Origin of the sequence: Spirosoma taeanense (assembly GCF_013127955.1) — a bacterium.
Lineage (GTDB): Bacteria > Bacteroidota > Bacteroidia > Cytophagales > Spirosomataceae > Spirosoma > Spirosoma taeanense.
The window spans coordinates 757,954-770,270 of record NZ_CP053435.1 but is presented as its reverse complement, the minus strand read 5'-3'; the positions used below and the strand labels follow the sequence as shown (position 1 = coordinate 770,270).

The 12,317-nt window shown below is 52.9% G+C and carries 9 protein-coding genes; 5 read left to right on the top strand and 4 right to left on the bottom strand.

The window, feature by feature from the left end:
• Nucleotides 1-3 precede the first annotated feature (3 nt).
• Nucleotides 4-432, bottom strand: coding sequence for an OsmC family protein (locus HNV11_RS03325; protein ID WP_171738307.1), 429 nt, complete (start codon nt 430-432; stop codon nt 4-6).
• A gap of 191 nt (nt 433-623) precedes the next feature.
• On the opposite strand from HNV11_RS03325, the gene HNV11_RS03320 reads away from it, so the two are divergent.
• From HNV11_RS03320 to HNV11_RS03300, 5 genes are all read left to right on the top strand, one after another.
• Nucleotides 624-1,403 (top strand): hypothetical protein, encoded by a 780-nt coding sequence (locus HNV11_RS03320; protein ID WP_171738306.1) that lies wholly within the window; start codon nt 624-626, stop codon nt 1,401-1,403.
• Between the two features lie 172 nt (nt 1,404-1,575).
• Nucleotides 1,576-3,375, top strand: coding sequence for an arginine--tRNA ligase (gene argS, locus HNV11_RS03315; protein ID WP_171742051.1), 1,800 nt, complete (start codon nt 1,576-1,578; stop codon nt 3,373-3,375).
• A gap of 66 nt (nt 3,376-3,441) precedes the next feature.
• Entirely contained in the window at nt 3,442-3,744 is a 303-nt protein-coding gene (locus tag HNV11_RS03310; protein ID WP_171738305.1) for a hypothetical protein, read from the top strand.
• A gap of 101 nt (nt 3,745-3,845) precedes the next feature.
• On the top strand, nt 3,846-4,463 hold the full coding sequence (locus tag HNV11_RS03305) for a glutathione peroxidase (RefSeq protein ID WP_171738304.1): 618 nt from the start codon (nt 3,846-3,848) through the stop codon (nt 4,461-4,463).
• Nucleotides 4,464-4,513: 50 nt separating this feature from the next.
• Nucleotides 4,514-5,437, top strand: a complete 924-nt coding sequence (locus HNV11_RS03300; RefSeq protein ID WP_171738303.1) for a 1,4-dihydroxy-2-naphthoate polyprenyltransferase — start codon at nt 4,514-4,516, stop codon at nt 5,435-5,437.
• 33 nt (nt 5,438-5,470) lie between these two features.
• Here the strand turns inward: HNV11_RS03300 and HNV11_RS03295 are convergent, their stop codons facing one another.
• From HNV11_RS03295 to ileS, 3 genes are all read right to left on the bottom strand, one after another.
• Nucleotides 5,471-7,792: a metallophosphoesterase gene (locus tag HNV11_RS03295; RefSeq protein WP_171738302.1), complete on the bottom strand. Its 2,322-nt coding sequence runs from the start codon at nt 7,790-7,792 to the stop codon at nt 5,471-5,473.
• A gap of 93 nt (nt 7,793-7,885) precedes the next feature.
• On the bottom strand, nt 7,886-8,314 hold the full coding sequence (locus HNV11_RS03290) for a hypothetical protein (protein WP_240163736.1): 429 nt from the start codon (nt 8,312-8,314) through the stop codon (nt 7,886-7,888).
• A gap of 146 nt (nt 8,315-8,460) precedes the next feature.
• Nucleotides 8,461-11,928 carry an isoleucine--tRNA ligase gene (gene ileS / locus HNV11_RS03285; RefSeq protein WP_171738301.1) on the bottom strand — a complete coding sequence of 1,156 codons (3,468 nt, stop codon included), beginning with the start codon at nt 11,926-11,928 and terminating at the stop codon, nt 8,461-8,463.
• Between the last annotated feature and the right edge of the window lie 389 nt (nt 11,929-12,317).

Genomic DNA, 12,317 nt, shown 5'->3' with positions numbered 1-12,317 from the left:
TGCCTAAACCGTTTCGGCTACTTCCCAGCGAATCTGCACCGCCTGTTCAATGTCGGGATGAAGGCTGATGGCAACCGGACAGGTATGGGCGATCTTCTCCAGCCGGGCGCGGGTTTCGTCATCGGGTAGCGTTTCCGCCCGCAGAACCAGGTCAACTTCAATGCGCGCTATGCGTCGGGGTGGCTGGCTGGTCATAATTTTCGTCACGTCCAATGCGCTGCCCCGCAACTCTATTCCCTCGCGCCGGGCCATAATAGCCATCGTCGTGATAATGCAGCTACCGAGCGCATTGACAACCAGATCAGTGGGCGAAAAAGCCTCGCCCCGACCCTGGTTATCGGTAGGGGCATCGGTGGTGATATGGGTACCCGACTGAAGATGGACGCAGTCCGTTCGTAGTTCACCCAGGTAATCAATATGAATTGTAGCCATGCGATTCTGTTTGTAATTCGGCAAACTGGCCGGTAAGTTCCTGAATTATTTACCCGTTTGTTCCTGATTGGTTAATTTATCGGTTATTTGACCTAAACATAAAAATAATGGGATGGTTACGCTAATGTGCGCAGCGATTTTGTGTGAAAATTGTTAAAAGTTGTTTAGTTTTAGTTCTGAATCAGACGATAATGCGAACAGTATACACGATAAAAGGAATAGCCTTACTCGGGTGGTTATTAATCAATGGAGGGGCCCGTGCGCAGAACACGGATCCTGAAGATGAGACCTACCAGACCATAACCACGTATGGCATTACGACCAATACGAATTCCGGCATAGTGGGCGGGCTTTCGTTTCGGCAGGCTAGGTTATTGCCCGGTGAGTTCTTTGGCTTGCCTCAATATCGTTACCTGAGCGTAGAGCTGGTGAATGTGAAGCATCCCAAAGAGATTCAGACGACGAACAATTTTGCCAGTTCCCGTTTTATTCAGGGTAAAGAAAATTACCTGTTTGCCCTTCGGGGTCAGTATGGTCGTGAACTGAAACTGTTCCAGCGCAGCGCCGACGAAGGGATTTCCGTGAGTGGCATTGTGGCAGCCGGCCCAACGCTGGGGATTGTTAAGCCCTATTACGTGCAGATTCAGGAGGGTACCCGAACGCTTACCGTACCGTATAGTTCATTGAACCGGGCAGGTCAGGCGGGTGCCCCCATAGGCTCAGGGGGTTTCTTTCAGGGCCTGGGCGAATCAAAGCTAACCGTTGGTCTGAACGTAAAAACGGCGATTAGCTTCGAACTGAGCACGTTTCGCAATAATACAACAGGAGTCGAGATTGGCTTTCTGGCCGAGGTTTTCCCCAACAAGATCATCATTATCCCGAACACGAATCCTAACGGAAACCGCGCCGAGGGTAACCGCAGCTTTTTCACCTCGGGCTATATCACCCTGTTTTTCGGCAATAAGAAATAGACTAATTGGTAACCATCGGCGCCGGGCCTACCAGATTGTACGGGGCGAAGCCATTTTGGCTTCGCCCCGTATGTTTAGTCATATAGTCAAGCCGTGTGCTGCCTGACTTTCCCGCTAAAGGTTCGTACTTTTGCACCCGCAAAACCGCTCACCCGTGCGGTTCAATGATCCAATGGATATTCAGGAAGAATTAAAACAGGCGATACAAAACGCCATTGCTGATGTGTACCAGTCGGCAGTCGATACGAACGGCGTAGGCGAGGTTCTTTTACAGCCAACCAAGAAGGAATTCGAAGGACTTTATACGTTCGTTACGTTTCCATTGACCAAGACGCTTCGCCAGTCGCCCGCCCAGATTGGCCAGTCAATTGGCTCGTGGTTAGTCGAACATAGCCCCGTGGTGAGCGGGTTCAACGTCGTCCAAGGCTTTCTGAATATCAGTATTGCCAATTCGGCCTGGGTGCAGGTTCTGAACGATATAGCCATGGATTCGCAGTTTGGCTCGCTGCCTCAGAAAGGCCAGTCGGTGATGGTGGAGTTTTCGTCGCCGAACACCAACAAGCCGCTGCACCTTGGGCACCTGCGCAATAATTTTCTGGGTGATTCGGTCAGCCGGATTCTGGCGGCTAACGGCTACGATGTGGTGAAGACTTGCATCGTCAACGACCGGGGCGTTCATATCTGTAAATCCATGCTCGCCTACCAGATGTTCGGAAACGGCGAAACGCCGGAGTCGGCCGGCATGAAAGGCGATCACCTGATCGGTAAATATTACGTACTGTTCGATAAGGCGTATAAAGCCCAGGTTGAGGAAATGGTAGCCGGAGGTACGCCAAAAGAAGATGCTGAAAAGCAGGCTCCGCTCATGCAGGAAGTTCAGCAAATGCTCCGGCTCTGGGAACAGGGCGACCCCGACACGGTTGCGCTCTGGAGCCAGCTCAACAGCTGGGTATACAAAGGATTCGACGAAACGTACCGGAACATCGGCGTTAGTTTCGACAAGACGTACTACGAATCCAATACGTATCTGCTCGGTAAGGAGATCGTTGAAGAAGGGCTTCAGAAAGGCGTTTTTTACCGCAAAGAGGATCAGTCCGTCTGGATTGACCTGACCGAAGAGGGCCTCGACCAGAAACTTGTTCTGCGCTCGGATGGCACCTCGGTTTATATGACCCAGGACCTCGGTACAACCGACCTCAAATTCCAGGATTTTCGTAACGACCGCCAAATCTGGGTTGTCGGCAACGAACAGGATTACCATTTCAACGTTCTGTTTGCGATCCTGCGCCGGCTGGGTCGTCCTTACGCCAGCCAGTTGTTTCACCTGTCCTACGGCATGGTAGACCTGCCCACGGGTAAGATGAAATCCCGTGAAGGAACCGTAGTGGACGCCGACGATCTGATTCAGGAGACGACCGAAGCCGCGTCGACGGCCGCCGACGAAGCAGCCAAAGGCAAACTGGACGAGTTCAGCAGTACGGAAAAAACCGAGCTGTTCCGAATGCTGGGTCTGGGAGCCCTGAAGTATTACCTGCTGAAAGTGGACCCGCAGAAACGGATGCAGTTCAACCCCGCCGAATCTGTCGATCTGCACGGTCACACCGGCCCCTACATTCAGTACGTACACGCCCGGATTCAGTCGGTGCTGCGAAAAGCAGCCGAAACAGGAATTCAGTTTGCTGTGCCGGTTGAAGCCAGCGAACTCGACGAGTTAGAGCAGCAGCTGGTGTTTTTGCTAAGTCAGTATCCGCAGCGGGTAGCCGATGCCGGAGAGCATTACTCCCCGTCGTACATTGCTCAGTATGCCTATGACCTGGCCAAAACGTTCAACCAGTTTTACGACAGGCTGTCAATACTCAAAGAAACCGACCCGGTCAAGTTAAACACTCGTCTGATTCTGTCGAAAGCCGTCGCCGAAACCATTCGGAAAGCCATGGAACTGTTAGGCATACAGGTCCCGGAAAAAATGTAGGCGGTCCATATGGCGAAGGCGTATAAACTGCTTACTTTCAGAGCGTAAACCTTAAGCCTTCATACGATGAAACGAGAAATTACCCGCTTAGACATCATGTCGGTAGCGATTATGTACGGGGCGGCCCTGGCTGCTATTGGTCTTTTCTTTGCGTTGCTGTTTACTCTCTTCGGCTCCCTGTTTGGTCCCATGATGGGCGGCTCGGGATGGGGAACCATGATGGGAAGCGGAATGGTAATGCTAATTCTGCTGCCCCTCCTCTATGGCACAATGGGACTGATTTTTGGGGCGCTCTTTGCCTTTCTCTATAATGTTTTGGCGCCCCGAATAGGTGGGGTAAAAGTGTACATTCGCGATGCAGTCAATTAATTGGCGCGAACGCCAAGTGGCTTGCTAAACTATTTTTTTTAACAAACCGTTGAGAGGGAGGTCGGCACGTTGCCAGACTCAATATTCAAAGCTCTTTCCCTATGAAAAAACATGTTCCGCTTATCCTGACCGCTGCCGGGCTAATTGTAATCTCATCTGGTTTTATGTTTAAAGACATTGTAAAAGGTATTTTCAGCAACAAGAATGAGGTGGCTATAGCGCCTGTTGGGCACGCTGCTCCCACAAAATCATTATACGATTTTACGGTTAAGACCCTTGACGGCAAATCGGTTGCGCTGAGCGGCTTCAAGGGGAAAAAAGTGGTGGTGCTGAACACAGCCTCCAAATGCGGCTTTACGCCCCAGTATGCTGACTGGGAAAAATTCTATAAGGAACATGGCGAGAAGATTGTTGTGCTGGGGTTCCCATCCGGCAACTTCGCCAATCAGGAACTGGACAGCAACGAAGAGATTGCTTCATTCTGCCAGAAGAATTACGGCGTCTCGTTCCCCATGTTTGAGAAAGTTGACGTAAAGGGCGACGGCCAGGCCCCGCTCTACAAATGGCTGACAACCAAAGAACTGAACGGCTGGAACGACAAAGTACCCACCTGGAATTTCTGCAAGTATGTTGTAAATGAAAAAGGTGAACTAACGCACTTCTTCGGGTCGAAGGTAAAGCCCGATGACGAAGAGTTTAAGAAAGCGGTAGGCATTTAATGAGTAAAGCCGTGCATGGGTTATGCACGGCTTTACTTTTCTTTAGTACTATGAAATCGTGGATTGCTGCGGCCCGGCCGCGCACCTTGCCGCTGTCCTTGGCCAGCATTATTCTGGGCAGTTTTCTGGCGCTGGCTAACCAGCATTTTGAGTGGCAGATTGCCCTGCTGGCGGCTCTGACAACCATTTTCCTGCAGATCCTCTCCAACTTTGCCAATGATTACGGTGATGCGGTGTCCGGTAAAGACACCGAGTTGCGCGTTGGGCCGCGCCGGGCTGTAGCCACCGGCGACATCACGAAAGAAGCCATGCTGCGGGGTATTGTTCTGACCTCGATCCTATCGCTGGTGTCAGGCGTCGGGCTGCTGTTTCTTTCCTTTCGGGAGCGGGCAGACGCCGGAACGAACGCCCAACCGGCGGGGGCTTCTCTGTTCTGGATTTTTCTGATTCTTGGGTTACTCTGCATTGCGGCTGCCATCGGGTACACAAACGGAAAGCGGCCCTACGGTTATGCCGGTTTTGGCGACATTGCTGTCCTGATCTTTTTCGGCTGGGTTGGCGTGCTGGGGACTTATTTTCTGCATACGCGCTCGTTTAGCCCAATCCTGCTCCTACCCGCTACGAGCGTTGGCCTGTTTGCAACCGGCGTTCTGAACGTGAACAATATCCGCGATATTGAAACCGATACGCTGACGGGAAAACGTTCCATTCCGGCGCGGTTGGGTCTCCCACTGGCTATCCGGTACCACTGGGGCTTACTGTTAACCGGCATGGTCTGCGCCCTGGCTTACTCCCTGCTCACCGACGCGCCCCTGACTCACTACCTGTATGTGCTGGCGTTCCCGCTGTTTGTGCTGAACGGCCGGGCGGTTGCTACTCATAAACGGCCCGCCGAACTCAACGCCCGACTGGGACAGCTCGCCCTCTCGACCCTGCTGTTTGTCGTGCTGTTCGGGCTGGGGCAGTTGCTGTGACAGTTGTCCGACACGGGTAACTTACGAGCCCTGTCATTGCCGGATCACTTTTCGAGTTAGCGAATACTTGCCTATCTGCACCGTCAGCAGGTAATAGCCTGCGCTAACGGGCATAGGTACGACTTCGTGGGTAAATGAGGATGCCGTTATTTGTTTTTTAAACATCAGCCTTCCCTGCTCGTCGCGTAACGTTAGCTCTGCCTTTCCGGATTGGAAGCCGGTCAGATCAATATGCACAATATCCTGAGCCGGATTCGGATAGATGCGCAACTGCCCACCGGCAAACTCTTCTGTTTCTGTTGGCAATACAACCGTGACGGTAGCATCTCCGGAAGCCGTTCCCTGTCCGCACTCATTCCTGATCCCGCTAAGGCTGTATACAGTGCTTTGGGCGGGAAGAACCGAAATCGTGAATGGGTTTACGCTGGTATTGAACATCGTTCCGGTCGACAGACTGCCCTGCCAGGGGCCATCGCTGGTGAAGCTCAGCGTCAGAGAAACCGGCTGACCCTGCAGTACGGTCGTTGAGCCAGACAGCGTTGCCGTTGGCAAAGTCTTCACCACGAAGCTATTGCTCGCTATACTTTGTACATAGGGTCGATTGCGGGGCCGAACCCGTAACCGATACCCGTCTCCTTTAGGTAATGCGGCTGGAAGGGTAGCCCGAAGCGTCTGTAGAGATCCGGAACCGATCAGCCGTTCGTGGTCAAAATTTCCAGTAGCATCTGACAGTAGCACATCGTATGACCATTCAGCAGACCGGGCCGTATTATTGACCGTAGCCCGCACGTCAATTAGGCTTCCTGCGCAAACAGGGCCGGGGACGCTGGCCGTTACTTTTGGTTCGGGTAGCACAGTCACCATAAACTGATCCGTCAGGCATTGGCGCTTATCCTGAACGGTAAGGGGGAATGTCCCTGCTTTACTGGCAGCATACGGAATAGTGCGACTGCTTTGCCCGTCCGGCCAACGGTATTCGCCGGGCCAGGATGCTTTCAGTTGAATGGTGTCTGCATATTCGGCCGTAAGCGTTGTTGTTTTATTAACGTTTTTTAGAATGGTAAACCGGTCCGGAACCGAGCCATCGGCCAGAATCAGTTGTGCGTCCAGCCGGTTATCGTTCACATCAATCAGCATCGACCCACCAACGGTTGTATTCCCATAGATTGTTGCCGGGTGCGGATAATCAGCCGCCTTTCCGCCCAGCGCTCCGCCTGAGCCATTCACGACGTAAACCGTCCCGGCGCCTTTTGACAGGATAGGGCAGGAATTCGGCGAACCGTCGTACCGGGCGGTCGTAAGTTCGGCTGTATGTTTCGCGGGATCGAAGGTGTTGGCTAAACCTGTGTGCCCTTTCATACGATAAAACCGCTCATAGACGTGGCTATGACCGCTCAAAACCAGGTCAACCCCATAGCGTTCAAGAATTGGCGTCAGATTCTGGCGGAGTAGCCGCATCTGCTCTTCCGTATCGGAATCGTGCGACCCTTTGCTATAAGGCGGGTGGTGAAAAAAGACGACCGTCCAGGGCAGTTTGTTAGCAGCCAGATCCCGTTTGAGCCATTGCACCTGCGTTCCGGTGGTATCATACAACCGGAACTGGCCGGCCTCAAGGCCATACGAATCCAACGAAACCAGATGCACATTGCCATAATCCGCTGAATAGTAGGCTTTAGAACCCGAGGCTACGCCACCGGCTTCACCCTGTTGAGGAAATGAAAACAGATTGTAATAGGCGATATCGAATACCCGGTTATTATCGGCGTAATCGTGATTACCGGGCGTAGCCAATGAAGGCGTATTTCGGAATGTTGGCGCATAGGTATCAAACACAGACGTCTGAAACTGATCTTCCTTTCCGCAGCAGTACGCATTATCGCCCAGCCAGAGCCATAGATCGGCCGGGCGATCGGCGGTTGCGTTGCGGATAGCCCGGTAAACGTTCAGTTGATTATCGCTATTTCCATAGCCAAAATCGCCCAGGACCCACATCCGAAACGGACTGGCAGCGCCTGAAGCGGGAGCCGTCTGCACGTAATAGTCAGCGCCTGACCCCAGCTGCGTGTTATCGTAACCAACCGCATAAGCATACCGGGTGGCAGCCTGTAAGCCAGTCAGTGTCAGGCTGTGGTCAAGAGCCGGCTGTTTTTCGCTTAGGGTATTCGTCAGCTGTTTTGTAGACGCCCCGTACCAGAGCCGGCCTACCGTTAACTGATCGGTACGCCACCGGATAATGACTGATGTGGGCGTAATAACCTGTAGATAGGGCCCTCGTACAATTCGGGGCGTTTGGGCAGCCGTGAAAAAAGGAATTAATATACTTAAACAGGCAAACAAACCAGAGAGCTGTTTCATGAAGATGTGATGGAAACCGATAAAAATAAGTCAGGGAGTTGACAAGTAATAACATTCCCTGTCAACTCCCTGACTTACTCTTTTTGTCCACCGCTATTCGTGCGGAAGGGTACCTAGTGCCTGGTGCATCTGCAATAGATGCCGGACTGGCCAGCCCGTTACGTTGTACGCATGAAGCTGAGTTTTTTTAACGGGCAGTATTCGTTCCAGTTGCCGACGTTCGGCAGTAGTCAGCTCCGAGAGCCGGGTCGGTAAATCGTGTAACGTTGCGTTTAACTGCAGGCAGGCCGTTGTTGGTACCCGAAAATAGGTGGCCAGTCGTTCGATATCCGAGAGTTTCCAGAGGTCCGGTTTGGCGCGTCGGCTGCGGACCGCGCTGCTTCTCACACCGATTGCCGAACTTAGCTGCTCATCGTTGAGCCGACACTCCCGCAGACGCCACATCACGGATAAATAGGTATTGACAAATGAGCGTAAACTTGTCTGTAAGGCTTCCATTAAAGCATTTGACGTATTCTCCATTCCAACTCACAATGATTGGACAGTAGAGCCTGATAGCTAAAATTATGCCAGTCACATGTTCATCAACTGATATATGTGGACCGTAACTAGCAAGGGGCCGTCAACGCTATCGTTAACGGCTCCTTGCTAGTTAAACCAGTTGGTTTCTACACGACTTCGACTTTCACCCGCAGCCTGAACTCGTCCATCTCGATTTCGGTCGCCGAGCCATTCGGATCCGTCACCAGATCCAGCGAAACGGCCTGAACCTCCTGCTGAATATACGGCTTATTGGCCTCAATAGCCTCCGCCAGAGTAGCGTCGTTCCGTTCGAGTTCGATCTGAATCTTATCCGTTACGTCGAAGTTCCGGTCTTTACGCAGGTTCTGAATCCGGTTCACAAAATCGCGGGCGATACCCTCCCGGCGCAGTTCGTCGGTTACGTTTACGTCTAGCGCAACGGTCAGGCCACCCTCACTGGCAACGAGCCAGCCGGGAATGTCCTCGGTCAGAATTTCGAGGTCCGTCAGGCTCAGGCTGTACTCGCCAAGCTGCAGCGTGCCCACCTGCTCCAGCGACTTCAGTTGCTCATCCGTCATGGCCGTAATCGCAGCCGCCACGTCTTTCATCTGCTTACCAAACTTCGGACCCAGCGACTTGAAATTGGGCTTCACCTTCTTTTTCAGGATGCCCGATGCGTCGTCTACAAACTCGACGGCTTTTACATTCACCTCCGACATAATCAGCGGAGCAACGTGTTCGAGCTGCCGACGCGTATCGGCGCTGAGCACCGGAATCAGCACGCGGCTCAACGGCTGGCGAACTTTGAGTTTATGACCCTTACGTAGCGAGTGAACCAGCGACGACACCTGCTGAGCCAGTTCCATCGACCGCTCCAGTTCCTCATCAATCCAGGCTTCTTCAACGGGATGCCAGTCAGTCAGGTGCACCGAATCGTGCCTGAACGGCGTGTCGTTTTCCCGAGACTCTTCCCGGACGCCCTCCGTCATACTGCGATACAGCCAGTCGCTGAAGAACGGCGCAATGGGCGACATCAGCTGCGAGACCGCGACCAGGCAGTGCTGCAGCGTTTCGTAAGCCGCCCGCTTGTCGAGCGACAGATCGCCCGCATTCGACGCGCCCGCCCAGAACCGCCGGCGCGAAAGCCGAACGTACCAGTTCGAAAGCTGGTCGGTCACGAAGTCCTGAATCAGTCGGCCGGCCTTCGTTGGGTTATACCCTTCGTACTGCTCCGTTACGTCGCGGATCAGTGTATTGAGCTTCGACAGAATCCAGCGGTCAAGCTCTGGCAGTTGCTCACGGGGCACCCGGTCAAACTGATTGATCTGGTAGCCGTCCAGGTTGGCGTACAGAGCAAAGAAGTTATACGTATTGAACAGGGTTCCGAAGAACCGCCGTTGCACCTCACCAATACCGTCGACATTGAATTTGAGGTTATCCCAGGGCTCAGCGTTGGTAATCATGTACCAGCGTGTCGCATCGGGACCGTACTGGCTCAGCGTTGCAAACGGATCGACGGCGTTACCCAGCCGTTTCGACATTTTATTGCCGTTCTTATCCAGCACCAGCCCCGTCGAAACGACGTTCCTGAACGCCACTGAGTCGAACAGCATAACCGCAATGGCGTGGAGCGTAAAGAACCAACCGCGCGTCTGATCAACGCCCTCGGAGATAAAATCGGCCGGGAACGCCTGCTGGAACGTCTCCTGATTTTCAAACGGGTAATGCCACTGCGCATACGGCATAGCTCCGCTGTCGAACCAGACGTCGATCAGATCAGGCTCGCGCTGCATCAGGTTACCCGATTCCGAAACGAAATAGATTTCGTCGGAATATGGCCGGTGCAGGTCATACGTACCGTCTTTATGCGCCGAAAGGAAGGCCGCGTTTTTGTCGATATACGACTGGAACTCAGCTTTACCCTGAGCCACCCATTCGCCCATTTGCGCATTCGCCCGTGAGCAATATTCAATCAGTTCGGCCACCGAGCCTACGCATATTTCCTCGCCCGTTTCGCTCCGCCAGATAGGCAGGGGCGTTCCCCAGTAACGACTCCGGCTCAGGTTCCAGTCTACCAGGTTTTCGAGCCAGTTGCCAAAGCGCCCGGTGCCGGTGCTCTCGGGCTGCCAGTTGATGGTCTTGTTCAGTTCAACCAGACGCTCCTTAACGGCCGTCGTCCGGATAAACCAGCTATCGAGCGGGTAATACAGCAGCGGCTTGTCGGTGCGCCAGCAGTGCGGGTACGGGTGTTCGTATTTTTCGACCCGGAACGCCTTGTTCTCTTCTTTCAGCTTAATGGCGATCAGCACGTCGGTTGGTTTGAACTCCGGATCGGCACGCTCCTCGTCGGAATAATATTCTTCCTTAACGTAACGCCCGGCGAAGTCCGTAATTTCGGCCACGAACCGGCCCTGCCGATCAACGATTGGGACGTTTTTGCCCGTTTCGTCTTTCACCATGATCGCCGGAATACCAGCCGCCTGCGCCACCCGGAAGTCGTCGGCCCCAAAGGTTGGCGAGGTGTGCACAACCCCCGTACCGTCTTCGGTCGTTACGAAGTCGCCCAGGATGACTTTGAAGGCGGGCTGAACGGGCTGTACGTACGGCAGCAACTGCTCATATTCAATGTCGACCAGATGTTCGCCCCTAAAGCCGGGGATGTCGATAACCGCCCAGGGAACAACCTTATCAGTAGGCAGGTAGGCGTCAAAAGCCGGGCTGTTTACGTCATCCTGACGGCCTTTTTCGCTGAACCACCGACCTACCAGCGCCTTCGCCAGCACCACATTGATAGGCAGGAACGTATAGGGGTTGAATGTCTTGATTAAAACGTAGTCAATATCCTTTCCGACGGTCAACGCTGAGTTAGCCGGCAGCGTCCAGGGCGTTGTCGTCCAGGCGAGGATAAACACGTCGTCGGAATCGGCGGCATCGAATAGATAGCCCGACTTACCCGTCAGCTTCACCCGGAACTGGGCCACAACGGTTGTATCGCGAACGTCCTTATACGTACCGGGCATGTTCAGCTCGTGTGAGCTCAGGCCCGTTCCGGCTTTCGGCGAGAACGGCTGAATGGTGTAGCCTTTATAAAGCAATCCTTTGCTATACAGCTGCTTCAGTAGATGCCAGACCGACTCAATATATTCGTTTTTGTAGGTAACGTAGGGATTATCAAGATCAACCCAATAGCCCATCTGCTCAGTCAGGCTGTTCCACTGGTCGGTGAAACGCATAACCGTTTCGCGGCACCGGCGATTATATTCCTCAACGCTGATCGACTTGCCGATGTCGTCTTTTGTGATGCCAAGCTCTTTCTCGACCTGTAGTTCGATCGGCAGGCCGTGCGTATCCCAGCCGCCTTTACGTTCAACCTGAAAGCCCCGTAAGGTTTTGTAACGGCAGAAAATATCCTTGATCGTCCGGGCCATGACGTGGTGAATACCGGGCGTGCCGTTAGCCGAAGGAGGTCCTTCATAAAACGTAAACGACGGCTTTCCCTCGCGAATAGCAACGGACTGCTCGAATACCTGATTCTGGTTCCAGTAAGTCAAGACCTCGGCCGCAATCTTTGCGTAATCGAGGGATTCATATTGCTGATAAGTCACGCCTGACATAATCGGTCGGTACTGCTGGAGTGGTCGGTCCGCTGAAGCGATACACCCGTTCCGCGCCAAAGTGGTTGAAAAATAAGTGCAAAGATACGGAATTTTGGCGCAGTGGTCAGCCCATGAATCTGCCTGCATTCCGGATTATCTTCAGAGATTGAACATTGCTCCAAGGTGCGAACGTTCACCAACCAGTTGATGATAAAACCAGACTGGTAAGAACCTGGCTCTCTATATATCTCTGTTAAGACTACCCTTCTCTACTCTTAGGTAAACTAATTACGTATATACACCACCGTATAATAAAATCAGGCCAATAACTTTTTTAAACAACCCATCCAGAAAATATAGCTGGCTCAAAGCACTTAAATTAGTTAGACAATTTAAATAAATTATAT